Source organism: Pseudomonas sp. Pmew2 (assembly GCF_058129885.1).
Genome location: NZ_CM176702.1, coordinates 3,252,247 through 3,277,578, shown reverse-complemented (window position 1 = coordinate 3,277,578; position 25,332 = coordinate 3,252,247). Strand labels below are relative to the sequence as shown.

The following is a 25,332-nucleotide window of genomic DNA, read 5'->3' as shown; positions in this document are numbered from 1 at the left end:
TCGGCGGGTATCTGTTTTTCAGAAGATGATGTATCTGTAAATAGATCTACCCAAGGGGTGCAAGCGAATCTAACGTGTTTTGCAGGAAGCCGGATAGCTTCTTTTCCGGACTGACCCTTAACCCGATAGCCCCAGGAGCAAAAGCCATGCAGGTGGATTTCAACTCGGACATGGGTGAAAGCTTCGGCGCGTGGACCATTGGTGATGGTGTCGATAACGAATTGATGGCCTTCATCAGTTCCGCCAACGTCGCTACCGGTTTTCACGCGGGTGACCCCGGCACCATGCGCCGCACCATCGAACAGGCTAAACAGCTGGGCGTTGCCATTGGCGCGCACCCAGGGTTCCGCGATCTGGTCGGCTTCGGGCGGAGGCACATCAACGCAGCGCCGCAGGAGCTGGTCGATGACATGCTCTACCAACTGGGTGCATTACGTGAGCTGGCCCGGGTTCAGGGCGTGGCATTGCAGCATTTCAAACCTCATGGGGCGTTGTATATGCACCTCGCCCGGGATGAAGCCGCTGCCCGTCTACTGGTGGAAAACCTTCAGCGCCTGGAGCCCGAATTACTGCTTTACTGCATGCCCGGTTCGGTTATCTGCAAGATCGCTCAGGAGCTCGGTCAGCCGGTGATTCGCGAGTTCTACGCTGATCGCGACTACGACCTTAGCGGTTCCATCGTCTTCACCCGTAATGTGCGCGCGCATGACCCGGCCGAGGTCGCGGCACGCGTGGTTCGGGCGTGCCAGCAAGGTCTGGTGCGCACCGTCGAGGGCGAGGACCTGAGCATCGAATTCGATTCGATCTGCTTGCACAGCGACACGCCGGGCGCTCTGGCCCTTGCCGAAGCGACCCGCAAGGCGCTGGACGCTGCCGGAATCACGGTGCGTAAGCCGCGCTGAGTCAAATGGCATCGTGTGCACAGACACACGAGCTACGTTACTGATATTTGCCTGCCGTTCTACAACAAATTCAACAAGGAACAGACATGGCTGATCCGATTCGCTACAGCTTTGGCGCTGATGAACACCTGTTCGCGGAAGTCAGCGAGAGTATGTCGCTGGAGGCATTTTTCAAAGGGCTGGCGGTGACCCGTGCAGTCGAGCGTCTGGAACTGGACGGTGTACTGGACGTATGCCTGGCCAACGCGTCGTTCCAGATCCGCTTCGACCCGGACCGTATCGCACCGCATGCCTTGCTCGAAGCGGTGAGAGCTGCCGAGGTCGATGCGGTGGCCGAACGTACGCTGCAAACCCGTATCATCGAGATTCCGGTGCTCTACAACGATCCCTGGACCCATGAAACCCTGATGCGTTTTCGTGACCGCCACCAGGACCCGGGTTCGACGGACCTGGAATACGCTGCGCGCATCAATAACCTGGCGGATGTCGATGCCTTTATTGCGGCTCATAGCGGCGCGCCGTGGTTCGTCTCGATGGTCGGTTTTGTGGCCGGTCTGCCGTTCATGTTTCAGATGGTCGAACGCGAGCGCCAACTGCAAGTGCCCAAATACCTGCGGCCACGTACCGATACACCCAAGCTTACGCTAGGTCACGGTGGCTGCTTCGGCTGCATCTATTCGGTGCGCGGAGCGGGTGGCTACCAGATGTTCGGCGTTACGCCCGCTCCGATCTACGATCCGCAGCAGGGGCTGGCTTATCTGAAAGAGCACATGGTGTTTTTCCGGCCAGGCGACATCGTCCAGTTCAAACCGGTTGATCGGGACACCTATGATATGGCCGTTGCAGAGGTTGAAGCCGGACGCTTCGATTTGCGGATTCGTCCGGTCAAGTTTTCCCTGGATGCCTTTCTGGCTGATCCCGCTGGTTATCCCAAGTCGTTGCAGGAGGTGCTGGCATGATCAAGGTGCTCAAACCCGGTCTGGCGACCTCGGTGCAGGATCTTGGCCGCGAAGGCTATTACCACCTGGGCATTCCGCCCTCGGGTGCGCTGGACCAGTATGCGCTCAGCGCTGCCAATCAACTGGTCGGCAACCCACCCGGTGCCGCCGGGCTTGAATGCACATTGCTGGGGCCGGAGCTGGAGTTTCAGTGCGATACATTGGCCGCTGTCTGTGGCGCGCACATGACGGCGCGCCTCGACGGTGTGGAAATGCACCACGACACTGCCTTTGCGGTAAAGGCCGGACAGGTGCTGCGTTTCGACTTCCCCAAGGACGGCGCGCGCACCTATCTGGCGGTTGCCGGGGGGATTGATGTGCCGCTGGTGTTGGGCAGTCGGTCGACTTACACGCTGGGTGCGCTTGGCGGCTTTCAGGGCCGCCGACTGATGGCTGATGATCAGTTGCCGATAGGTATTCCTGGCGGCAAAGGCCGGGCCGGGGCGAGCCTGCCGATGGCTTTGCGACAGTCTTTGGGCGGGGAAGTGTATCTGCGTGTGGTGCCTGGCCTGTATTACGAGCGTCTGACCGAATTCGCAGCCACCAGCTTTTTCTCCGAGTCCTGGAGCGTAGGCTCGGAAGCCGACCGCATCGGTTATCGCTTCAAGGGCGGCAGGGCGTTGACGTTCCAGCCCAGGGAGCAGCCTTTCGGGGCAGGCTCCGATCCATCGAATATCGTCGACAGCTGCTACCCGATCGGCTCGATTCAGGTGCCTGCCGGGCTTGAGCCCATTGTCTTGCACCGTGACGCGGTGTTCGGCGGAGGCTACGCGATGATCGGTACGGTGATCAGTGCCGACCTCGACCTGATCGGTCAGATGCAACCCAACCAGAAAGCGCGATTCGTGGCGGTAACGCTGGAGGAGGCTCTCGAAGCGCGAAAGTCGTACAAAAAGAAGCTGGCGTGCCTGAGCAAACTGTTTCCTTCATAGAAGCGGTCAAAGAGCCTGCAGTTGCTCAAGCATTTTCGTACGGCACACATCGAGTATTTCGTCTGCCAGTGGCGAGTCGTTCGGGCAACTGCGCGATAGCAGCAGCGCGCCCAGTGCATGGGCAAACATATCGATGGTGTTTGCCCGCGCCTGTTTCCATTCGTTGTCGCCAGGAGACGTGCCTGCCGGAGCCAGGGCGGCAAGCATGCTCTCTATGCCCTCGGCAAAGGTTACCTTGACGTCGTCTGACTGACGTGCAGCATCAGCACTGAGTGCGGCTATCGTGCAGCCTGTGCCTGGGTTATCCCGGTGCTCTCTGGACAGGTAGTACTCGATGAACTGCGCAGGATCGACGTCTTTCGATTGCTCCACGGTGCGCGAGATGGCACAGGCAGCCGATTCGGCCATCAGATCGGACTTGGAGCCGAAATGCTTGTAGAACCCGCCGTGGGTAAAACCCGCTGCGGCCATCAAGTCTGCCACCCCGACACCGTCAAAGCCGTGCTCGCGAAACTGGATGGATGCCGTCTCGACAATGTGTGCCCGGTTGGCCTGGGCCTGCGCCTTGGTGACTCTCATGTGAGTTGCCTCTCTTGCCTGCTTGGTTTTTACCCGTCCGGGTTCGGCAGGGCGTGAATATAGCATTGATGCTGACCATCATCAAAATGATTGACAGTTAAGATGCTGATCGTAATCATAACCGCTCAAAGCTGACTGTTAGCTGTCCACCTTGTTTCTCGGCAACAGGATCGCGCCACGGGCGATCCTCAATCGGCAGGAGCAAAACCATGAAATACAGAACGTTTGGCAAAACCGGGCTCAATGTTTCGCAACTGGCGCTGGGCACAGGAAACTTCGGCACGGGCTGGGGCTACGGCGCAGACCCGGTTGCCAGCAAGGCAATTTTCAACGCCTATGCAGAGGCGGGTGGCAACTTCATCGATACTGCAGACATATATCAGTTCGGTCAGTCCGAAGAGTTACTCGGTACGCTGCTGGAAGGCCGACGCGATGATTTCGTGCTGGCGACCAAATTTACCAACGGTGCCTCGGCCAATCCCGGCCGACTGGCCATCGGCAACAATCGCAAGGCAATGGTCAGCTCGGTGGAAGCAAGTCTCAAACGCTTGAAGACGGATCGCATCGACATCTATTGGGCGCACCATCCAGACGCTGTTACACCCATCGAGGAAATTGTCAGAGGGTTTGAAGATCTGGCGCGTGCAGGGAAAATCCTATACGCAGGCCTGTCCAATTTCCCTGCATGGCTGCTTGCTCGCGCGGTTACGCTGGCCGAAATCAGCCGTGCATTACCGATTGCAGCCGCTCAGTTCGAGCACAGCCTGGTGCATCGCGAGCCTGAGGCTGATCTTTATTCAGGCTTCTTACGCGCTTGGCCTTGGCGTCGTCACCTGGTCACCTCTGGGGGGTGGCATGCTGACCGGCAAATATCGCAAAGGGGAGAGCGGGCGCGCTGAGGGGTTTGGCGGCAAGGTATTCCAGCCTGAGAACTCGGCGCAGCGCACACGGATTCTCGATACTGTTCTGGAGGTTGCCGGTGAGCTTGGTGTCAGCGCGGGTCAGGTAGCCATTGCCTGGGCAGGTTCGCACGGTGCTGTTCCTATCATCGGGCCTCGTTCGCACGAGCAGATTGCCGATAATCTGGGCGCCTTGTCGCTGACGCTGACTGACGAACAGATTCAACGCCTGGATGCGGTCAGCAGTCTGGATCCCTCCGCTGGGCCAAGGTCGGCGGCTGATTGGTCGGATGAGACTCGTGCAAGGGGAGTGGCCTGAGTTGTTATTGGCCTGACTCGGATATTTGTTTATAGCCGCCAAATGAGCGGCTGGAGTCCTTCCAGGCGCAGCGTTGCCGCATGAGCGTGGTGCTTGCGTGTCTTGGCAAAGGCGGTGATCTTCGCCTCGGCGTTGAAAGTGTTAGCGTATTCCCCGCGTTTTTCTTTGTAATGAGAAAGACCAAAATACTCGCAGTCTTGTCCATCCATCGTCCTTGAGCCACGTAGAGTGATGAACGTCATCACCTTCCGTGCGCACAGCCCGTATTACTGAATACCGATGAGCAGCCCTGGCTGTCCCATCAGGAGAGCACCATGCATCGAAAATCAATTTGCGCAGCACTGGCCATCCTGTCCGCCGCCACACTCACCACCTCACTGGCCTACGGCGCGACCATCACCGGGCTCCCTGCAAGCGCCCCTGCCGACAGGTCGGTAGGCAAGCTTGAACAGGTGCATGCCTTTTACGATGCGATGCCTACCGGTGTGACAGTCACTGAAACCGGGCGAATCTTCGTCAACTTCCCTCGTTGGGGCGACAAGGTGCCTTTTACGGTGGGCGAGATTCGTGAAGGCAAAGTTGTTGCCTACCCGGATCTGGCGGTCAACCACGAGAATCCGAAGGACCCCGGCGACGGACTGATCAGCGTGCAGAGTGTGGTGGCTGACGGCAAAGGACGCGTCTGGCTTCTGGACACTGCCGCACCGCAGTTTGCTGCTCCGCGTCCGGGGGTGCCAAGCTGGTTGCGGTAGACCTGGCCACCAACCGAATCGTCAATCGGCTGGTGTTTCCCGATAACGTCATATTGCCCAGCACTTATGTCAACGACATGCGCTTCGACTTTCGCAAAGGATCGCAGGGGACTGTCTATGTGACTGACTCTTCGGTAAGCGGTCCGGGTGCAATCATTGTCATGGACATTGCCAGTGGGCATGCCGTACGGCGCCTGAGCGGCGCGAAGTCGACGTCTGCCGACCCGGCTTTCGTGCCCGTGGTCGAGGGCGTGCCGGTGCTGGGTGATGGCCCGGACGGATCGCGCAAACCGGTTCACGTAGCCGCAGACGGCATTGCGCTGTCGGCCGATGGCAAAACGCTTTATTTCTCGCCACTGTCCAGCCGCCACCTGTACTCCGTCGCGACCGAGCTGTTGAACGACAGCGGTGTAAGTGAGCAGCAACTGGCCGCGGCTGTTCAGGACCTCGGTGAAAAGGGCGCCTCCGATGGTCTTGAGGCTGATGCAGACGGTGCTGTATATGCAGGTGACTACGAGCACAATGCAATTCGCAAACGCCTGCCGAGCGGTGTATGGCAAACCGTGGCGCACGATCCTCGCATGCTGTGGCCTGATACGTTGTCTATCGGTCCGGATGGCTACCTGTATTTCATCGTCAACCAATTGCACCGTCAGGCCGGTTTCAATTCGGGCCACGACAAGCGTGCCAAACCTTATAGCCTGCTACGCGTGAAAGTCGACGCTGCGCCTGCCCCCACTCATTGATCGAATTGAATACCGGAGCATTGATAATGAATACACCTGCAAAGCCGTTGGCCTTGATCGCCGTTCTGAAAGCCGTTGTGGGCAAAGAGTCCGCATTGAAAGAAGCATTATCAGCACTGGTGGAACCGTCCCGATCAGAGTCGGGCAATATCGAGTACACACTGTTCGAAGCGCGCGATGAGCACGGCACGTTTTACATGCGTGAATGCTTCAAGGATCAGGCGGCACTGGATGCGCACGTTGCCACGCCGCATTACCAACAGTTTGCAGCTGCAAGCGGCGAGTGGCTGGCAGAGCCACCGCAGCTGATATTTCTGGATCAGGTGTCTGGCTGAGTTCATTCATCTCTCAAGAGAAATGTATCTGCCGATACATTTCTCTGCCGGCTTCACTTGAAGCGGTTAGTACTGTCCAAGCACCGATGCGTTGTATTGCTTCAGAAGTTGATCGTACTGCTGCTCTACCGTCAGCAGACTCTTGTTCAATTGGTCAACATCGGCATGAGCGGCCCACTGCCGTTGCAAGGTGTCCAGAGCTGATAGCCAGTTCTGTGCGGGCGTCTTGATCACAAGCCATATCGGGCGTTTCCCATTGGCAGACTTGAGGTTGGGCATATTTTTGAAATAGCGCTCGGCATCCAGCCATGCGTTAGCCAGTTCGGTGTGCAAGGCTTCAAGCGCGTCCGGGTTCAGGCGAACGTTATCTGCGTTCTGGTTCAGGTAATTGATCGTTTGCCGGGCGAGGATCATGAAGTTGAGCGTGTGCCAGTGCTGATCGTGGCCAAGGTGATCGTCAATGGCCACGAGCTGTTCGCTGCGTGCCAGAAATTGAGGTTCCTCGAAGCGTTTTCGAACGGCAAGACTGCGCTGCTGCAGTTGTTGTATCCCTTGAGTAATGTCTGCATCCAGCTGCCGGGCAAGTTTGACATCGGGGCGTGGTTGATTGTAGAGCGCCTCGGCATCAAACGTTTTTTCACGCAGTGCGTCGAGCGTCTCGCTGTACTCGGTTACGGCAATGACCAGCGGATCTGACTTGGGGTAGAGCAGTTGTGGGTAACGGATACGGCAGGCCAAACTCTTATTGATTGCGATGGAACGACTGCTCTCACCCATTGCAAAGCTTTGGATGAACGGCCCCACACCCTCGCTGCCATCAATCAGCGCCTGATAGTGCTTGCGATAATCAGCATAGCGTTCAAGCAGAAGAGCATCGTCAAATACCAGGCACGCTGCCGCGTCCCGCATCATTGAAGTATCTGCAATCGTGTCTGTCGGAATGCGGTGGGTGCTGGTCAATCTGTGATGCGCCCAGACGATGGTCGCGAAAACACAAATAGCGGCGATGAACGCTCGATTACTGATCATGGCCAGCCTCCAGAGCAGATGCGGGCGCATACCACTGGTCCCGCGAGGGCGGGTGACAGGGCTGGTTTGTTTCAAGCAGGGCTGCGCAAAGGCGCTTCGGCCACGCCTGCAGACCTTGACCTTCTTGCACCGGCCGGTAGTTGATGACAGTGCCGGAGATGAACAGCAACGAGACTGTCAGGCCCATCACCACAATACCAATCATAAATTCTCTGGCCGGCGAGCCTGGAGCGATTGAAAATGTCCGCTTGAGCCCTTCCGGCCAGGCAATGCGAGTGCCGGCAGCAGCCACGGTGAGTATTGCGGAGTAAATCAGTAACGCTTTCCATCCCCCGATCAGCCAGGCGGGTACTGCGGGCGCCCAGCTTACGGTGCTTTCTCGCAGCAAAAGCGGCACCGGGCGGCGCAGTGTGAGCCAGCGACCAAAGCGCTTGGTGAGTCGCTCATCAAGGCGCCAGGCAAAAACGCCGAGCGTCTGGCCGCCTACGTAAAGCAAACCCGCCATCAGGCCAAGTGCGCCAATAATCAGCAACAGGGCGATCATTGTTTCGCCCGGATCACTTCCCAGTCGGTAATAACTGTCCCATGCCGTCATGGACGCTGCGCCAACGATTGCAAACGGCAATGCCCAAAACGATGTATGTCGGCGCAACGGTCGCCAGAAGTACACGTTTTCGCCGGGCACATGGCTGGCCAAATCCGGGTAATGTCGCGCCACTGTGTTGGCCAGCGACTCACAGGCTTGCCAGTCGGCAGGGGTGAAGCGGATGGTCATTGACACGCGAGCGTCATCGCTCATGGGCAGGAACAGCAGGCGGGCTGCACGTGAGCCTGTACTGTCGATTTTCTGCGTGGCAAGACGCTGCAGCTCTTCGAGAAACAAGGCCTGACGACTGCGTGCCAACAGCCGACTCCAGAAGGGTTCCGGGCAAAAAGTGCGACCGTCGGTTTTCTTCCAGCCTTGCCACTCGCACACGGCATCAAAAATAGGGCTGGACCAGACTTCAGCGTGGGCCAGTAACCCAGCGAGGTATTTGTTAAGCCATATACGCCGGTCGAGAGTCTGCATCCAGGCAGCCTGGTCAAGATGCAGGTACAGACTGGAGAAGGATTCGGCATTGCTGCTGTTCAGCGCCTCTGCCAGCTTCTGTTCGGTATTGCGTGACAGATTGTTCAGAACAGTTTGCGTCGCCCGCAAGGACAGGTCGATGCGTTGCCAGGCACTTAGCCACTGAAAAAGCTCGACTGCGCGCTCGGTCAGCTCGCAGACATCGGGAGCATCCGTCTGGCAATATTCCAGCATGCCTACTTCGAACGCCTGCTCACACTGTGTAGCTCGGGCGTGTTCCAGTCGCTGGTCCAGATTCTTCGCAGTGACACCTTCAAGCAGCAGGTCAGCCCTGCGGCGTTGAAGATCTGAGGCGCTGGAAGACTGAGCTGGCGACGGCATTTCGGGAGTCGGCGCAAGCAATGGGCCTTGCTGTTCCACCGGCTCTTCTTGAGTTTCGGCAGCCCAGCTTAGCGCTTGCTCATAGGCATCACGCAACCGCTGAAAACCAGCCGGATCTTCGTCCGGGCGGTTCTGTTTGAGCAGTACAGCGTAACGGCGCTTGATACTGCGAATATCAGAAGGAGCGTCCAGCCCCAGAATAGACCAGCAATTCACTGCATTGCGCTCAGGTCTGTACCTGCAACCATGGGGTCACGAACTCCTTGTATACCAAGACAGGAATGCAGAAGCGTCCGGGCAAGATGCCCGGACGTGAAAAATAACGGCGGGGGAGTTTAACAGGTGCTCAGACAGCAGACGCTACTTCCATCTGCTGTTTTCGCAGGATCAGAAAATATTGATCGGATAGCTGACAATGATCCGGTGCTCGTCGGCATCACGCTGACTGGCAAACTCGGTACGAAGTTGTGCATGACGCAGTGCAACGCTGAGGTTTTTCGCCGGGCCGGACTGCACCACGTAACTCAGGGTAACGTTGCGTTCCCATTCCTTCTTGTCGCCGTCGGACGTCTGGATGTTCGAACCGCTTTCATACATGGCCAGGAAGTTCAGCCCGGGAACGCCAAGCCTGGCGAAGTCATAGCCGTAACGGACCTGCCAGGTGCGTTCTCCGGCGCGCTGGAACTTGCCGATCATGGATTCGGTCATGAAGTAAGCAGTTGATCCATCGCCCTGATTCAACCATACCGCGTCGCTGTCGCCGGTCACTGCCTGATAACCGGCAGCAAAGGTATGACCGTTGATGAGGTAGGTGAACTGGGCGCTGGACAGGCGGCTGTCGACTTCACCCTTGGTAACGCCGTTGCCGTAATAACCCACCGTGTAGAACGCCGGATCGTGACCGTTTGCACCGTCCGAGCGGTTGTCGAAGTGGCGCAGGTCGGTGCGCAGGGTGCCCGGACCGAGTTGCATGTCGTATTTCAGTCCGAGAAAGTTCTGTTTGTAGAAGTTTTCCAGGTTGCCGTAGTAATACTGCAAGGTCAGGTCTTTGGTCGGTTTGTAATCGACGCCTGCGTAGTAGAACTTGTTGACGAATTCGCCGGTCAGCGGGTTATTGGCACCCGGAATCGACATGCCCATCTGGTTGGTCGAACCGCGGCCCATTACATGTTCCAGTTGCCCGGCAGTGAAGGTGAAATCACTCAGGTCTTTCGACTGGATCTGCCCGCCGCGAAAAGTCTGTTGCAGCATGCGATCAGTGGACATGACCACCGGAAGCATCGGCACCAGCGTGCCGTACTTCAACTCGGTTTTTGAAACGCGTGCCTTGAGCGTCGCGCCCAGGCTGCTGAACTCATCGACCGCGCGGCCGTCACTGTCAGTCGGGAATATGTTGCCATTGAATGCGGTACTTTGCGGGTTGTAGTGGCGGCCCTTGCCCGAGTCCAGACGAATGCCCAACTGGCCCAGCGCATCGACACCAAAGCCGACGGTGCCGGGCGTGTAGCCGGACTGGTAGTTGAGCATGAAGCCCTGGCCCCACTCCTGCGTGTAGTTCGGGTCAGCAGCACCGCTGCGGTTGTCTGCGTTGCTGAAGAAGTTGCGCGCCAGAATGCTGGCCTTGCTGTCTTCCAGAAAACCTTCGCCGAAGCTCTGCTGCGCGATCAGCAGGCCACAAAAGCCCGCAACGAAAGGGGTGGCGCGATTGATACGCTCCATCGGGTTCATCCTCATGCTGTCATTAAGTGTTGTGAGAGGCAGGGTCGGGCGGCAGTCAGGTTTCTTGTTGTTTTAAGAGGCGTGTTTTGCAGCTGAATCCGTTTCAGGTGTCGTTGTGTGAGGCGCTTGATACAGCGTGACGCGAGGTAAGCGGTAAAGAACCACCAGTGCGAGTACGCCCAGTGCGGCGCAGATCAACAGCCCTGTACCGACTGCATGGGCGAGGGCAGTGCGAGCCAGCTGCAACGTGGTGTCGATATCTTTGGGCGTGTGCTGCAGCAAGACCTGAGGGTCGGCCAGACGCGCTATTGCCTGCATCTGGCCTGCCGCTGACAGCGCATGTTGCAGATTGGCGACGTACAGCAACTTGACCAGCACACCCATGGCCGCGGTGCCCAGCAAGCCGCCAACCAGTCGCAACGATTGAGTGAGTGCTGTGGCGATACCGAGAAACTGCCGCTCGGCAAGCGTCTGGGTGAATACGGTGAGGTTGAGCAGAATGAATCCAAGCCCCAACCCCGCCAGCAGAATCAGTCCCAGCAAGGTCGTGAACCCGGCGTGCAGTCCGACCAGTGCCAAGGCTATGCAGGCAATCGACAGGGCAATGAATCCGCCAATCGGTAACCAGTTGGGGTTTGCCAGACGCGTGACGATGCGACTGTTGACGATTGCGCCCAAAGTGATACTCAGGGCCAGCGGTGTGAGCAGCAGCCCGGCGTCCTGCGGCGAGTAACCGTAGCTGCCCTGCAACAGCAGAGGCAGGTAAAACAGCAGGGTGAACATGATCGCACCGGCCAGCAGCGACATGATGAACAGCAGTCGGATGCTGCGATTGGCAAACAGCCCGGCGGGCAGCAAGGCGAACGCGCAACGGCGCTCTCTGAACCAAAGTCCGGTCAAGGCAATAACAGTGATAGCGCCGCACAGCAGGCTGATCGCCAGAGAGCGCTGACCGAGCCATTCAACGAACAATTGCAGGCTGCCCAGGCTCAGGACAATCAACACTGCGCCGATCCAGTCGAGCCTGATCGCACCGGCTGTTGGCGGGCGATACCAGGGTAAAAAGCGCCAGGCAAAAAACAACGCAATCACGCCCAGCGGCAGGTTCAGCCAGAACACCGAACGCCAGCCGAACTCGCCGGACAGGTAACCGCCCAACCCTGGGCCGATGGCATTGACCACGCTGAACATCGCACTCAGCAGAACCTGCCAGCGCAGCCGCTGACGGGTGTCGGGAAACAGCTCCGGCACACAGGCAAATGCCGTACCGATCAGCATCCCGCCACCGACGCCTTGCAGGGCCCGGCCAATGACCAGCACCAGCATGCTGTCGGCCAGCGCGCAGACCAGCGAAGCAACGGTGAAAATGACCGTAGCGGCCAGCACGAACGGTTTACGCCCGTAGAAATCGCCCAGTCGGCCAAAGATCGGAATGGTCACAATGGACGCCAGCAGGTAGCCGGTGGCGACCCAGGCATACAGCTCGAAACCATCGAGTTCCGCGACGATGCTTGGCAATGCGTTGCCGATCACTGTCTGGTCGAGTGCGGACAGCATCAGCACCAGGGAAATGCCGAGCATGGCCAGCAGGGCCTGTTTGAAGGTCAGGGCCGGGTGGCTCGGCGTGGTCATGGCCAGGCGCTCAGCGCAACGCAGCGACAGCAGTCGCAATGCGTGTGCAACCGGTTTCAAGGGTTTCGAGGGCTGTCGCCGTAGACATCCGGAAGAACGGTGCCAGGCCATACGCGGTGCCTGCTACAACCGCAACACCCTGACTTTCCAGCAGGTACAGAACCACATCGGTGTCGGCTTCCAGTACCGAGCCTGACGGGGTGGTTTTGCCGATCAGCGCTGCGCAATTGACGTAGAGATAAAACGCGCCTTGTGGCTGGATGCAACTCAGGCCGTCAATTGCGTTGATCAACTCCAGGCAGCGGTCGCGGCGCTGTTTGTAGACCTTGACGCTCTCGCCGACAAACGACTGGTCGCCATTGAGGGCCGCCACTGCGGCGGCCTGGCTCACCGAGCAGGCGTTGCTGGTGGATTGCGACTGCAGGGTAGCCATCGCGTTGATGATATCGCTGGGGCCTGCGGCATAGCCGATGCGCCAACCGGTCATGGCGTAGGTTTTTGATACACCATTGATGATCAGCACACGCTCGCGCAGGGCGGGTTCGACATTCAGCAGATGGCTGAGCGGGGTGTCGTCATAGCGAATGTGTTCGTAAATATCATCGGTCATGACCAGCACGTCCGGGTAGTCGAGCAGCACGTCGGCCAGTGCCCGCCATTCAGTTGCGCTGTAGGTCGCGCCGGTCGGGTTGCTCGGCGAATTGAGCAGCAGCCAGCGGGTACGCGGCGTGATTGCGTGGCGTAGTTGCTCGGCGGTGAGCTTGAACTGATTGTCTTCGGGGCACGGTAAGGTCACCGGGCGACCATCGCAGGCCAGCACCATGTCCGGGTACGACACCCAGTACGGCGCGGGGATCAGCACTTCGTCGTCAATGCCCAGGGTCGCTGCGAAGGCATTGAAGATCGCAGCCTTGGCACCGCTGGTGACTACGATCTGGCCGGGGGCATAGGTCAGGCCGTTTTCGCGCTGGAGTTTGGTGGCAATCGCGTCGCGCAGCGCTGCAGTACCCGCATTGAGCGTGTAGCGGGTTTCACCGTTTTCGATGGCGGCAGAGGCGGCCTGACGAATGTGGGCAGGCGTATCGAAGTCGGGTTCGCCAACCACCAGATTGATGATCGACTTGCCTGCGCGCCGCAGTTCATTGGCCCGATCGGCAGCAGCGCTGCTGGGCGATGGTTTGATGCGGAGCACGCGGGCAGCGATGCGAGATGCGGTCACGTTGGCATTCCTCGTTGATGGCCTTGACGGGGAATACGTTACGAGCCTGCAGACGGCAGGCCATAAGACGAGTTTGTTCTGGGTTGATAGGCAGCGCTTATGACCGCAGATGAACCAATGCTGCACCAAAAGCGGGCGAGCAATGCCTGCGGGGGCATCCATGCGTTGCAATCACGCTCGGCAGTTTCTGACATAGCAATTGCTTATGTCTGGTTTTTTCAGAGCTGGCCTGTGTCTTGCTGAGGCATCGGGGTCGTGACTCTGGAGTGCAGCACCTTGAACCTTCGCCGCTTGAAATACTTTGTGAAAATTGTCGACATCGGCAGCCTGACCCAGGCCGCCGATGTACTGCACATCGCGCAACCTGCGTTAAGCCAGCAACTGGTGACGCTGGAAGCCGAGTTGCAGCAGCAGTTGCTGATCCGCACCAAGCGCGGCGTTACCCCGACCGAGGCGGGCAAGGTTTTGTATGGCCATGCTCAGGTCATACTGCGTCAGTGTGAGCAGGCGCAAAGTGATGTCAACGCCAGCGGCCTGGCGTTGTCGGGGCCGGTGTCGGTAGGGCTGGCCCCGGGCACTGCTGCGTCAACCTTGTCGCTGCCGTTGCTGAAACGGGTGCGCGAGCGTCATCCGGGTATTCTCCTGTACCTCAACGAGAACTTTGGCACCACGCTGAGCGAACTGATCATGAACGGGCGCATGGACATGGCCGTTCTTTATGGCGGACGTGAGGTGCATGGCCTCAGTTTTGTGCCGTTGATTCGCGAGCAACTGTATCTGGTCAGCGCCCAGGACACGCTTCAGGGCTGTGAGGAAATAGCCCTCGCCGAGCTGGCCGATATCGACCTGCTGTTACCGCGCACCTACAACACCATCCGCCGTCTGGTGGATGAGGCATTTGTGCGCATCGAGCGCAGTGCCCGGGTGGTTGCAGAAGTCGAATCATCGACGACTCTGGCTGCCGCAGTAGCGGATCGATTCGGCTCGACCATTCTTCCCGAGTCTGCTGCGCGGGTGCTGGCCGATACGCATGCGGTCAATCTGAGCCGGATCGCCGAACCCGAGATCGAAGCGCCGCTGGCCCTGTGCCTGTCAGGCCACTTGCCGCTTTCGGTTCCGGCCCAGGCAGTCAAGGCCATCCTACTGGAACTGGTCGCAGAGATGCGCGGCAATCGCCGTACAGAGTAACCCCGGCGTCATAAGGGGCGCTTATCACCCCACAGTCAAACCGTCTTGGCGGTCAAAAATCGCTCTCGTTACATTGCCCTCAGCCACATTTCTTTTGCCAGGCAAGGGCTCTTGCATGAAACCGGAACGTATCAAAGCACTTATCGACCTGATGGCCGAATCAGACCTGAGTGAACTCAGCCTGTCTGAAGGCGATACGCAGTTGCGCTTGCTGCGTGAGTCGGTCGAGGCCGCCAGCGGCGTCAGTCCATCTGCATCAACGTCGCTGAAAGCGCCTGCAACCGATGCTGCTGCTTCCTCTCAGGCAAGTGCAACTGCCAATGCGCAAGAGGCTCAGGCCTGCGCCTCGCTGTATGGGGTCTTGCACCTGACCCCGGCGCCCGACCAGCCGCCCTTCGTTGAAGTCGGCACGTCAGTCGACGTGGGACAGACCCTGGCAGTGGTTGAAGCCATGAAGATGTTTCATCCGGTGACGGCTGAAAAGGCAGGGGTCGTGACCGCCATTCTGGTTGCCAACGGCGAAGAGGTTCAGGCCGGACAAGCGCTTTTCAGCATCGGCTGAAGGTCTTGGGTGGCCGTGCGGCTGCCTTCCGGGTTCACAGATCAGGGGTTTTTGATGTTCGATAAAGTGTTGATCGCCAACCGCGGCGAAATTGCCCTGCGCATCCAGCGCGCCTGCAAAGGCCTGGGCCTGAGTACGGTTGCGGTCTATTCCGAAGCGGATCGCGATGCCAGCTATGTACGGCAGGCCGATGAGTCACTGTGCATAGGCCCGGCCGCGCAGGGGCAGAGTTATCTGAATCAGGCTGCCGTTCTTTACGCTGCGCAGTTGACCGGTGCTCAGGCGATCCATCCCGGTTACGGGTTTCTGTCTGAAAACGCCGCGTTCGCCGAGCGCATCGAACAGGCTGGCCTGACTTTCATCGGCCCCAGTGCCGCCTGCATTCGGGTGATGGGCGACAAGGTCGCGGCCAAGCGGGCAATGCGTGAGGCTGGCGTGCCGTGCGTGCCAGGCCCGGACACCAGCATGCCTGCCGATCCGCAAGGTATCCTGAAGATTGCCCGTGACATTGGTTACCCGGTCATCGTCAAGGCCGCTGGCGGTGGCGGCGGGCGGGGCATGCGCGTGGTTCAGGAAGAGCAGCAATTGCTCGATGCAATTGCGCTGACCAGCGAAGAAGCCCGCCGGGCCTTCGGCAATCCCGAGTTGTATATCGAGAAGTTTCTGGGCCAGCCGCGCCATGTCGAGATTCAGGTGCTGTGCGATGCCTATGGCAATGCCGTCTGGCTTGGCTCGCGGGATTGCTCGATGCAGCGCCGCCACCAGAAGGTGCTTGAAGAGGCTCCTGCACCGGGCATCGACCCGGAATTGATGGCCAGGGTGGGCGAACGTTGCGCACTGGCCTGCCGGCAGATCGGTTACCAGGGCGTAGGCACGTTCGAATTCCTGTTTGAAAACGATGAGTTCTATTTCATCGAAATGAATACTCGCCTGCAGGTCGAGCACCCGGTCACGGAAATGACTTCCGGAATCGACATCGTTCAGCAGCAGATTCGCATGGCGATGGGTGAGCGCCTGAGTTTCAGCCAGGCCGACGTCAGCGTGTCGGGCCATTCTCTGGAATGCCGGATCAACGCCGAGGACCCGCGCAGCTTCATGCCTACGCCGGGGCAAGTCACCCGCTGGGAGATTCCTGGTGGTTTTGGCGTACGGGTCGACTCGCATGTGAGCCACGGTTATCGCGTTCCGCCTTATTACGATTCGATGGTGGCGAAGGTCATCACTCACGGCGCCAGTCGCGATGAGGCCCTGGCACGTATGCGCCTGGCACTGAGCGAAATGCACGTTGAGGGAATCTCTACCAACATCGCGCTGCATCGCGACATTTTGCAGGACCCGGTGTTCTGCAAGGGTGGCATGGACATTCACCACCTGGAGCGCTGGTTACAGACAAGGAGCCACCCATGACCCTCCAGCAGTTGCCGCCACGAATCACTTTGCTGGGAACCACCGCCTTGCTGTTCGAAGCACCCGGCGAGCTTGAGCTGGCAGCGCAGCAACGCATATGGGCGCTGGCCAGCCTGAGCAAGGACTGGCCGCAGGTGCGCGAATCGGTGCCGGGCATGAACAACCTGATGCTGACCTTCGCAGCGCCGCCACGCGACCTGACCGGCTTGAAAACCCGCTTGCTGGAGGCCTGGGAGCAATGCCAGCCGCTGCCGTTGCAAGGCCGGATCATCGAGTTGCCGGTGGTGTATGGCGGTGACGGCGGACCGCACATGGCCGATGTCATCGCCCATACCGGACTGGATATCGAGACCATCGCCAATCTGCATTGCGAACCGCTTTACCCGGTGTACGCCTTGGGCAGCCACCCGGGTTATTGCTATCTGGGCGGCATGGATCAGCGTCTGGCGACGCCTCGGCGCAAAGTGCCGGTACTCGATATCGGTGCCGGCTCGGTTTCCATCGGCGGCGTGCAGACGGGTATCTCCGCTTCAGCCGGCCCCAGTGGCTGGAACACGATAGGGCGCACGGAAATGGTGTTTTTCGACGCTGATCAGATCCCTCCAGCGCTGATGCAGCCCGGCGATCAACTGCGCTTGCGTATCGAGAGGATCATTCGATGATCGAAGTTATCAGCGCCACCGCACTGGCGACGGTCCAGGATTTGGGCCGCCATGGCAGCCTGGGCTACGGCGTCGGCACCTCCGGCGCAATGGACACGCTGTCGTTGCAGCTCGGCAATTTGTTGCTGGGCAACGACGAAGACGCGGCAGGCATCGAAATTCCACTGTTCCCGTTCGAAGTGCGTTTTGTCGAGGACTGCACTTTTGCTATCACCGGTGCTGCCTGTTCTGCACGGCTGGATGGCGAGCGACTGCCGGGTAACTGGGTCGCTCAGGCGCGCAAGAATCAGGTGTTGAAGCTGAGTTACCCAACGACGGGCAGTCGCGCCTATTTATGCCTGGCGGGCGGTGTGGATGTGCCGCAGGTTCTGGGCTCGCGCAGCACGCAATTACGCGGTGCATTTGGTGGCTGGCAGGGCCGCGCCTTGCAGCAGGGCGATCTGATTCCCGCCGGTGCGGCTAATCAACCGCGCGCTGGTGATTTTGGTCTGCAATCTGCTGCGGCGGCCTTGCCGTTGATTATCGACGAGCTACCGGCCATACGCGTACTGCCTGCCGCCGAGTTCGACTGCTTCAGCGTTGAAGCCCAACAAACATTTTTTGCCGGCGAGTGGAAAATCACCACGCAAAGCAATCGCTATGGTTATCGCATGGAGGGTACGCCCCTATTGCCAAGGGAGGCGCTGGAAATTCGCTCTCACGGCATTGTGCCCGGGGTGATTCAGGTGCCCCACGGCGGCCAGCCGATTGTGCAAATGCGCGATGCCCAGCCCAGCGGCGGCTATCCAAAGTTTGCGACGGTTATCGAAGCCGACCTGTGGCGTCTCGGTCAGGCCCCCATCGGCAGCAAGGTGCGCTTCGTGCAATGCAGCTACGAGGAGGCCGTCGAGGCACTGGACACCAATCACGCCTTCATCGAAGACGCCCGGCGCTTGCTTGCGCTGCGCGGCCTGCAAGGACATCGCTGATGAACATCAATGAAATTCGCCAACTGGCAGGCTGGATTCGTGATGCCGGGCTCACGGTTCTTGAACTGAAACGACCAGGGTTCGAGTTGTTGATCCGACGCGGAGTACGTGCGGATAACCCTGCATCGCGACCTGACGTGGACGTCGCAGTCGAACAGCCGCCAGCCACTGCGCTTGTAATAGCTGCGGATAACCCCGGCGTTTTTGTATCGAGACACCCCGACGAAAAAAACAGCTACGTAAAACCCGGCGACACCGTTGCAGTCGGGCAGTTGCTGGGCCTGTTGCGCATCGGCCTGCTTTATCTGCCGGTTCGCAGCCAGCAGGCAGGGCGTGTGACGCGTTTTCTGGCTGCCGAGCATGAACGGGTCGGTTACGGCCAGCCGCTGATTGAACTGGAGGGGTGACACGATGCGCATCGATCTGAACGCTGATCTGGGTGAGGGCTTCGGTCCCTGGACCATGGGTGAGGATGAGGCACTGATGCAACTGATCTCCTCGGCCAACGTGGCCTGTGGTTTTCATGCCGGTGATCCATTGATAATGAACAACACCGTGCACCGCGCCAAAGCGCTGGGCATCGATCTCGGCGCACATGTCGGTTTTCCTGATCTGCAGGGGTTCGGGCGGCGCAGAATGAACATCGAACTCAACGAGTTGTGCAGCATGGTGGTGTATCAGCTGGGCGCTCTGGCAGGCATTGCAGCCGCTGCCGGTTACCGCGTGACGCACATGAGCTTCCACGGCGCGCTGGGTAATATGGCCGCGGCCGATGCCGAACTGGCCAGGCCGCTGGTCAAGGCGGTCGCCAGTTTCGATGCGCAGATGATCATCAGTTCATCCAGCAGCGCGGCCATCGAACAGGCCGCCGAAGCGTGCGGCCTGAGAGTCGCGACCACGTTTCTGGCCGACCGTGCCTACGACGAAAACTGCCTACTGGTGCCGCGTGGCATTGCCGGGGCGGTGATCAAGGACCCGCAGCAGGTCCGCGCCAGGGTTGCGCAACTGTTGCAGGACGGTACGGTTGCGACCCTGAGCGGCAAGCGCGTGGCGGTCAATGCCCAATCAATCCTGTTGCATGGCGACACGCCGGGGGCGGTGGAGCTTGCGCGCAGCATTCGCCAGAGCATCGAAGAGCAGGGCGGTGTCATCACCCCGGTTTCACAGCTGCTCGGGTCATAAGCGCAGCTTATTGCCACACAACCATTGTGTCTTGGTCGCTGCCCATGACGCTCGTTAAAGTCCAGTACAAGGCGATCAGCATTAACAGCCAAGCGGCTGATCGACGCTTATTCAAGGAAACCCCGACATGCCTTTTTCCGATTACAAAACTGCGCTGGTGACCGGCGCTTCTTCCGGTATTGGCGAAGCCGTCGTCGAACGGCTGTGTGCCGAAGGTCTGCAGGTTCATGCGCTGGCGCGCAGTGCAGACAAGCTGGCGGCACTGGCGCAGCGCACCGGCTGCATCGCACATGCTATCGACGTGACTGATCTGGCCGGTCTGACGGCACTGTTCCAGGCCCATCAGTTCGATGTTGTGGTCAACAATGCCGGAGTCGACCGGCCCGGTTCGCTGCTCAAGGCCGACGCAGAAGGGATTGATCTGCTGGTCGATGTGAACCTGCGCGCGGTATTGCAGATCGCCAGGCTTTCGTTGCCGGGTATGGTCGAGCGTGACAGCGGGCACATCATCAACATCAGCTCGATTGCCGCCGCCTACAACTTCGGCGGCAACTCGACGTACCACGCCACCAAGGCTGCCGTGAGCATGCTTTCTCGCCAGCTACGTATCGATGCGTTCGGCAAGCGCGTGCGGGTGACGGAAATCTGCCCGGGGCGTGTGGCCACGGATATTTTTGCCCATGTGCATGGCGATTCCGAGGAAGTGCGCAAACGCTTCATCGAGGGCTATGAGCTGCCTGTGGCCAAGGACATTGCCGATGCAATCGCCTACGTGATCGCTGCGCCCATCGCGGTCAACATCGGCCATATGGAAATCACCCCGACGCTACAGGTACCCGGCGGGCTGTCGACCGCGCGCCCGCAGGACTATGAATGCTGAGGCTGCGCCTCGCTGCGAGCGCTGTACCCATCACGAGAGCGGCACCAGCCGCCATGCGACACCCGCGCCAGTACCCCTGGCGCCTTGCTTCTGCCCTGGCTGAATGTCAATGGGAACAACCATGACGAGTAAATTCGATCTTTCGGCGATCCTGCAGGGCGAGTATGCCGAGCTGATCGTCAAGGGCATAGAGACAACCCTGCAACTGGCGTTCGTTGCCTGGTGCATGGCAATGGCGGTGGCCTTGCTGCTGGTGTCTATTCGCCTGACCGGCAACAAATACGCCGAGCGTCTGGTGGCGGGCTATGTGTCCTACCATCGCAATGTGCCGACACTGGTGCAACTGATGCTCTGGTATTTCGGTATTCCGACGTTGCTCACCGAAAGCACGCAGCTCTGGCTGGCCAACTACAGCACCGAGTACCTGTTTTCGGTGATCGCGCTGGGGCTGTGCCAGGCGGCTTACTTCAGTGAGGACATCCGCAGCGGCTTGCGCGCCATTCCGGCCGGGCAAGTCGAAGCATCGCGCGCATTGGGCCTGGGTTATGTGCGTTCGATGCGTTACGTGATCCTGCCGCAAGGCGTTCGCAACTGCCTGCCGTCATTGATCAATCACACGGTGCTGCTGTTCAAGAACACCAGCCTGGTCATGGCCATCGGCGTCGTCGAGCTGACCTATGCCACTCGCGAGGTCGAGAACTACACCTTTCGCACCTTCGAGGCGTATCTGGTCGCAACCGTGGTCTACCTGGCCATTTCACTGATGCTGATGGGCCTGGGTGCGTTGCTGGCCCGGCATTTCAGCAAAGCCATGGCGAGGTAGGCGGCGATGTTCGATGTGTTCACGATTGTTCGCGATAACTGGACCTTGCTGCTGGTCGGCCAATACCCTCACGGCCCGATGGGCGGGCTGGTTTCAACGCTGATTCTGGCTGCGCTGGCGCTTTTGCTGGCGTTCCCGCTAGGGCTGCTACTGTCGCTGGCACGGGTCTCGCCGTGGCGCTGGCTGCGTTACCCGGTCACGGTCTGGGTCTATGTGATGCGCGGCATTCCGCTGCTGATGGTGATTTTCTGGACTTACTTTCTGGTCCCGCTGCTGATCGGTCATAACATCACCGGCTTCACCACCATGCTCTGCACGCTGGTGGTCTATCAGAGCGCCTACCTGTGCGAAATCATCCGCGGTGCCATTCAGGCGCTGCCGGCTGGTCAGTACGAAGCATCACGCGCGCTGGGCATGGGCTACATGCGCACCACGGTCTGGGTGATTCTGCCGCAAGCGCTGTACAACGCATTGCCAAGCCTGATCAGCCAGTTCATTTCGATCATCAAGGAAACGTCGCTGGGCTACGTGATCAACGTCCAGGAAGTGACCTTTGCCGCCAATCAGATCAATAACCAGCTGCTGACCAAGCCGTTTCAGGTGTTCTTCATTCTGGCGATCACCTACTACGTGCTGTGCTACGGCCTGACCCGGCTGGCCGCAGTGATGGAACGGCGGATTGCCCGCAAACGGGAGGGCAGCGTGTCGCCTGCACCTGTTCCCCTGCCTTTGACTACCGATAATTGAGGGTTGCCCAATGCATCCGATGATCATGTTTTCCAGGATCAATAAGTGGTATGGCGAGTACCAGGCCCTGACCGATATCACCGCTGAAGTGCAGCGCGGCGAAGTGGTGGTGCTGTGCGGGCCCTCGGGCTCGGGCAAGTCGACACTGATCCGCACCGTCAACCGTCTTGAAGATGTTCAACAGGGCCAGATCCTGTTTGACGGCCACGACGTGAACGGCACCGACGCCAACGTCAATCGCTTGCGCAGTCGGGTGGGTTTTGTATTCCAGAGCTTCAATCTGTTCCCGCATCTGTCGGTGCTAGACAATATCATCCTGACCCCGACCAAAGTGCGCGGCCTGAAAAACAGTGAGGCGCGCGCCAGGGCCATGGAACTGCTGGATCGGGTGGGGCTGGCACACAAGGCCGGCGCTTATCCGGCGCAGTTGTCCGGCGGCCAGCAGCAGCGCGTGGCGATTGCCCGGGCGCTGGCCATGGAACCGCCCGTGATGCTCTTTGACGAGCCCACCAGCGCACTCGACCCGGAAATGGTCGGCGAGGTGCTCAGCGTCATGAAAGGCCTGGCCAAAGAGGGCATGACCATGATGTGCGTCACCCACGAGATGAATTTTGCCCGTGAAGTGGCCGATACCATCTGGTTCATGGATGCGGGGCAGATCCTTGAAAAATCCAGTCCTGAGGCTTTCTTTCAGCAGCCGGACCACCCGCGTGCCCAACGCTTCATTTCCGACCTGCGCAGCCATTGAGCACAGGCCCCTGTTTCAGCAATCCCTCCATTTATTTCCAGGAGTCTCACCATGCGTATGAAGTCTTTGCTGGTTGCACTGGCATTGTCGCCATTGGCTGTTTCGGTTGCTCACGCTGATCAGCTCAGTGATGTGATGAGCAAGAAAAGCCTGAGTTGCGGCGTCTATGCTGACGTCCCGCCGTTTTCGGCACCGGACCCGAAAACCCGTGAACTGGTAGGCATGGACGTTGACCTCTGCAAGGCGCTGGCCAAACATATGGGCGTCGAGCTGGAGCTCAAGCCGCTGTCGGTCGAAGCGCGCATTCCTGAAGTCAAAATGGGCCGCGTTGACGTGATTTTTGCCAACCTGGCCTACACCAAGAGCCGCGCCGACCAGATCCAGTTCAGCGATCCGTACTACATCGCCAAGGAAACGCTGGTAGTGCGCGCCGCCAATGCCGATCAACCGAAATCCTTTTTCAAAGGCAAACGCATCAGCTCGACCAAAGGCTCTACGTCCGAACAGTCGATTCGGCTGGCTGATGCCACGCCTGTGACCTTCCAGGACACCGGTTCTGCCTACATGGCGCTGCAACAGAACAAGGTGGTGGGCCTGGTGACCAACACCATGACCGCGATCAAGCTGGTCGGGCAGGCCAAGGCCAGTGGTGTGGAGCTGGCAATCGCCAAGGAGCCGATGGCGCTGGAGCCTATCGGTGCCGGTATGCGTCAGGGCGAGCCGGCATTTCTGGCCAAGGTCAACGAATCGCTGCGTGCGATGGAAGCAGCAGGTGAAATCGACGCGATCTGGGCGCAGTGGATCGGCCCGAATACCGAATACAAAATGGTTCGTGAAGACAAGGTGCAAAGCCTCAGTGAATTGAAGTTCGACCCGCTGCCTTGATCAAATCTTGATATTTCCTTGAGGGTTTATTGATAGTCGACGTTCAGAGTTCTGCCGACAGTATTAACCGTCGGCATGACCCCGTGTGGGCGCCTCAGAGGAAAAAATGTCTGATCGCTCAGGTTCCGTTTCTGCATCGACAATTGGCGCTTCAATCACTGGAAAAAGGCGATTCGGTGCCTCGCCGGTATGGCTGATTCCGGTGATTGCTGCCCTGGTATGCGTATCGCTGCTGATTAGCAGCTCACTGTCGAAAGGGCCGAGAATTTTTATCAGTTTTCAAAGCGCCGAAGGGCTTGAAGCCCACAAGACCAGAGTCAAGGTCAAAAATGTCGTGATCGGCGAGGTGTCGGCCGTCACCCTGAGCAAAGACCGTACCGGTGTTGTGGCGACAGTGGATCTGAATGCCGACGCCCGTGCTTTCACTGCCGAGGATTCCATGTTCTGGGTGGTGCGCCCGCGTATCGGGGCCAAAAGCGTGTCCGGCGTGGATACCCTGCTTTCCGGGCCGTATATCGCGGCAGACAGCGGGACGTCCGAGCACCCGAAAAAACACTTTATTGGTCAGGAAAGCCCACCACCCCTAACGTTTGGCACAAAAGGCACACGTTTTACCCTGCACGCCGAGGACATGGGCTCACTCGATGTCGGTTCTCCTGTCTATTATCGGCGCATTCAAGTCGGTCAAGTGGTTGCCTGTCATTTGTCCGAGGATGGCAAAGGTGTGGATGCGGAAATTTTCATCAATGCCCCCAACGACAGGTTTGTGACCACCGATACACGGTTCTGGAACGCCAGCGGTATTGGCCTGACGGTTGATGCCGATGGGCTGAAGATAAAGACTGAATCGGTTTCGACGTTACTGGCCGGAGGTGTGGCCTTCGTTGAGCCGGGATACGGTTCGAGCGCGCCAAGGGCTGCAGAGCATGCACGTTTCAAGCTGTTCGAGGATCAGCAAAAGGCGCTGTCACCTCCCGATGGCGAGCCGGGTTATATCCGCATGATGTTCAGGCAGTCCTTGCGTGGCCTTGAAGTCAATTCGCCCGTCGAGTTCATGGGCATAAATCTGGGGCGAGTGATCTCCGTCGATCTTGACTACGATGCGGCCAGCAAGTCTTTTTCCAGCATTGTGGGGGCGGTGATCTACCCGGACCGCCTTGGGCAGGCCAACGAAAAGATCCTAGAGACATTGGGCACACCCGACGATTCGCGTACCGCGCAGTTGATCGCCGACTTCGTCAAACAGGGCCTGCGCGCACAGCCTCGCAGTGCGAGTCTGCTGACCGGCCAGCTTTATATTTCTCTGGGTTTCTTTGCCAACGCTGCGCCGGTTCAATTCGATGTCAACGCACGGCCGCTGATAATCCCCACCGTACCGGGAGAGCTGGAGAAAATGCAGGAGCAGGTACAGCTGATCGTTGAAAAGGTCAGCAAATTGCCGGTGCAGGAGATCGCCGGCAATCTGAATGGCAGCCTTGACGAAGCGCACAAGACGTTCAAGCTGTTCAACGCAGACGTAGTGCCCGAACTTCACACTGTTCTGGGGCAGTCCCGAAGCACGATGGAGATGGCCGGGGCGGCCCTTGCAGAAGACTCGCCGGTACGCCAGCAGGTCAGCCGGACAATGGACGTACGGCCCGCTCGGTGCGGGTCCTGACCGATTATATAAGCCGCAACCCCGAAGCCTTGATCCGTGGTCGCACCCGGCAGGATGTGCCGAGTGTCTACCCGCCGGCCAATTCTGCGCCAAGGCCTGACTGACGCTGCCC

Annotated in this window: 23 protein-coding genes and 3 pseudogenes; 19 read left to right on the top strand and 7 right to left on the bottom strand. The window is 59.0% G+C overall.

Going from position 1 to position 25,332, the window contains the following annotated elements:
- Positions 1 to 146 precede the first annotated feature (146 nt).
- From AC4ANK_RS14865 to AC4ANK_RS14855, 3 genes are all read left to right on the top strand, one after another.
- Positions 147 to 902, top strand: a complete 756-nt coding sequence (locus AC4ANK_RS14865; RefSeq protein WP_002553461.1) for a 5-oxoprolinase subunit PxpA — start codon at positions 147 to 149, stop codon at positions 900 to 902.
- 86 nt (positions 903 to 988) lie between these two features.
- Positions 989 to 1,861 carry a 5-oxoprolinase subunit B family protein gene (locus tag AC4ANK_RS14860; protein WP_002553462.1) on the top strand — a complete coding sequence of 291 codons (873 nt, stop codon included), beginning with the start codon at positions 989 to 991 and terminating at the stop codon, positions 1,859 to 1,861.
- Positions 1,858 to 2,832 (top strand): 5-oxoprolinase subunit C family protein, encoded by a 975-nt coding sequence (locus AC4ANK_RS14855; RefSeq protein ID WP_460385085.1) that lies wholly within the window; start codon positions 1,858 to 1,860, stop codon positions 2,830 to 2,832. Before AC4ANK_RS14860 ends, AC4ANK_RS14855 begins: the two co-directional genes overlap by 4 nt.
- 6 nt (positions 2,833 to 2,838) lie before the next feature.
- Here the strand turns inward: AC4ANK_RS14855 and AC4ANK_RS14850 are convergent, their stop codons facing one another.
- Positions 2,839 to 3,411 (bottom strand): TetR/AcrR family transcriptional regulator, encoded by a 573-nt coding sequence (locus AC4ANK_RS14850; protein ID WP_002553464.1) that lies wholly within the window; start codon positions 3,409 to 3,411, stop codon positions 2,839 to 2,841.
- 209 nt (positions 3,412 to 3,620) lie between these two features.
- Between AC4ANK_RS14850 and AC4ANK_RS14845 the strand changes: the two are divergent.
- Positions 3,621 to 4,629: pseudogene (locus AC4ANK_RS14845) on the top strand (aldo/keto reductase).
- A gap of 29 nt (positions 4,630 to 4,658) precedes the next feature.
- Here AC4ANK_RS14845 and AC4ANK_RS14840 read toward each other — a convergent pair.
- Positions 4,659 to 4,871, bottom strand: a complete 213-nt coding sequence (locus tag AC4ANK_RS14840; protein ID WP_223216219.1) for a hypothetical protein — start codon at positions 4,869 to 4,871, stop codon at positions 4,659 to 4,661.
- A gap of 72 nt (positions 4,872 to 4,943) precedes the next feature.
- Between AC4ANK_RS14840 and AC4ANK_RS14835 the strand changes: the two are divergent.
- A pseudogene (locus tag AC4ANK_RS14835) lies at positions 4,944 to 6,127 on the top strand (L-dopachrome tautomerase-related protein).
- 26 nt (positions 6,128 to 6,153) lie between these two features.
- Complete coding sequence (locus AC4ANK_RS14830) at positions 6,154 to 6,462, top strand: putative quinol monooxygenase (protein WP_002553466.1); 309 nt, start codon at positions 6,154 to 6,156, stop codon at positions 6,460 to 6,462.
- 66 nt (positions 6,463 to 6,528) lie between these two features.
- Here AC4ANK_RS14830 and AC4ANK_RS14825 read toward each other — a convergent pair whose 3' ends face one another.
- The 5 genes from AC4ANK_RS14825 to AC4ANK_RS14805 all read right to left on the bottom strand — a co-directional run bounded on the left by AC4ANK_RS14825 (position 6,529) and on the right by AC4ANK_RS14805 (position 13,511).
- Positions 6,529 to 7,521, bottom strand: a complete 993-nt coding sequence (locus AC4ANK_RS14825) for a DUF3829 domain-containing protein (protein ID WP_223216220.1) — start codon at positions 7,519 to 7,521, stop codon at positions 6,529 to 6,531.
- Complete coding sequence (locus AC4ANK_RS14820; protein ID WP_002553468.1) at positions 7,481 to 9,157, bottom strand: J domain-containing protein; 1,677 nt, start codon at positions 9,155 to 9,157, stop codon at positions 7,481 to 7,483. Before AC4ANK_RS14820 ends, AC4ANK_RS14825 begins: the two co-directional genes overlap by 41 nt.
- 171 nt (positions 9,158 to 9,328) lie before the next feature.
- Positions 9,329 to 10,660 (bottom strand): OprD family porin, encoded by a 1,332-nt coding sequence (locus AC4ANK_RS14815; RefSeq protein ID WP_002553469.1) that lies wholly within the window; start codon positions 10,658 to 10,660, stop codon positions 9,329 to 9,331.
- 72 nt (positions 10,661 to 10,732) lie between these two features.
- Positions 10,733 to 12,331: an MFS transporter gene (locus AC4ANK_RS14810; RefSeq protein WP_031595654.1), complete on the bottom strand. Its 1,599-nt coding sequence runs from the start codon at positions 12,329 to 12,331 to the stop codon at positions 10,733 to 10,735.
- Positions 12,303 to 13,511, bottom strand: coding sequence for an aspartate transaminase (locus AC4ANK_RS14805; protein WP_002553471.1), 1,209 nt, complete (start codon positions 13,509 to 13,511; stop codon positions 12,303 to 12,305). Before AC4ANK_RS14805 ends, AC4ANK_RS14810 begins: the two co-directional genes overlap by 29 nt.
- 276 nt (positions 13,512 to 13,787) lie before the next feature.
- Between AC4ANK_RS14805 and nac the strand changes: the two genes are divergently transcribed.
- The 13 genes and pseudogenes from nac (at position 13,788) to AC4ANK_RS14740 (ending at position 25,324) form a co-directional block, all read left to right on the top strand.
- On the top strand, positions 13,788 to 14,699 hold the full coding sequence (gene nac, locus AC4ANK_RS14800) for a nitrogen assimilation transcriptional regulator NAC (protein ID WP_002553472.1): 912 nt from the start codon (positions 13,788 to 13,790) through the stop codon (positions 14,697 to 14,699).
- A 115-nt stretch (positions 14,700 to 14,814) separates the two neighbouring features.
- Positions 14,815 to 15,261: an acetyl-CoA carboxylase biotin carboxyl carrier protein gene (locus tag AC4ANK_RS14795; protein ID WP_002553473.1), complete on the top strand. Its 447-nt coding sequence runs from the start codon at positions 14,815 to 14,817 to the stop codon at positions 15,259 to 15,261.
- Positions 15,262 to 15,315: 54 nt separating this feature from the next.
- Positions 15,316 to 16,668, top strand: coding sequence for an acetyl-CoA carboxylase biotin carboxylase subunit (accC, locus tag AC4ANK_RS14790; protein WP_460385090.1), 1,353 nt, complete (start codon positions 15,316 to 15,318; stop codon positions 16,666 to 16,668).
- Entirely contained in the window at positions 16,665 to 17,330 is a 666-nt protein-coding gene (pxpB, locus tag AC4ANK_RS14785; protein WP_002553475.1) for a 5-oxoprolinase subunit PxpB, read from the top strand. The genes accC and pxpB overlap by 4 nt, the downstream gene beginning before the upstream one ends.
- Positions 17,327 to 18,298 (top strand): 5-oxoprolinase subunit C family protein, encoded by a 972-nt coding sequence (locus tag AC4ANK_RS14780; RefSeq protein WP_002553476.1) that lies wholly within the window; start codon positions 17,327 to 17,329, stop codon positions 18,296 to 18,298. The genes pxpB and AC4ANK_RS14780 overlap by 4 nt, the downstream gene beginning before the upstream one ends.
- Positions 18,298 to 18,705: a biotin/lipoyl-containing protein gene (locus AC4ANK_RS14775; RefSeq protein ID WP_031595657.1), complete on the top strand. Its 408-nt coding sequence runs from the start codon at positions 18,298 to 18,300 to the stop codon at positions 18,703 to 18,705. Before AC4ANK_RS14780 ends, AC4ANK_RS14775 begins: the two co-directional genes overlap by 1 nt.
- A 4-nt stretch (positions 18,706 to 18,709) precedes the next feature.
- The gene (locus tag AC4ANK_RS14770; protein WP_002553477.1) at positions 18,710 to 19,480 is read left to right on the top strand and encodes a LamB/YcsF family protein; all 771 of its coding nucleotides are present in this window, start codon (positions 18,710 to 18,712) and stop codon (positions 19,478 to 19,480) included.
- 127 nt (positions 19,481 to 19,607) lie between these two features.
- Positions 19,608 to 20,360, top strand: coding sequence for an SDR family oxidoreductase (locus AC4ANK_RS14765; protein ID WP_002553478.1), 753 nt, complete (start codon positions 19,608 to 19,610; stop codon positions 20,358 to 20,360).
- Between the two features lie 121 nt (positions 20,361 to 20,481).
- The gene (locus AC4ANK_RS14760; RefSeq protein WP_002553479.1) at positions 20,482 to 21,183 is read left to right on the top strand and encodes an amino acid ABC transporter permease; all 702 of its coding nucleotides are present in this window, start codon (positions 20,482 to 20,484) and stop codon (positions 21,181 to 21,183) included.
- A gap of 6 nt (positions 21,184 to 21,189) precedes the next feature.
- On the top strand, positions 21,190 to 21,930 hold the full coding sequence (locus AC4ANK_RS14755) for an amino acid ABC transporter permease (protein WP_460385094.1): 741 nt from the start codon (positions 21,190 to 21,192) through the stop codon (positions 21,928 to 21,930).
- A gap of 19 nt (positions 21,931 to 21,949) precedes the next feature.
- Positions 21,950 to 22,678 carry an amino acid ABC transporter ATP-binding protein gene (locus AC4ANK_RS14750; protein WP_005731847.1) on the top strand — a complete coding sequence of 243 codons (729 nt, stop codon included), beginning with the start codon at positions 21,950 to 21,952 and terminating at the stop codon, positions 22,676 to 22,678.
- Positions 22,679 to 22,729: 51 nt separating this feature from the next.
- Positions 22,730 to 23,563, top strand: coding sequence for an ABC transporter substrate-binding protein (locus tag AC4ANK_RS14745; protein ID WP_002553482.1), 834 nt, complete (start codon positions 22,730 to 22,732; stop codon positions 23,561 to 23,563).
- A 106-nt stretch (positions 23,564 to 23,669) separates the two neighbouring features.
- Positions 23,670 to 25,324, top strand: a pseudogene (locus AC4ANK_RS14740) (PqiB family protein).
- Positions 25,325 to 25,332: the final 8 nt, after the last annotated feature.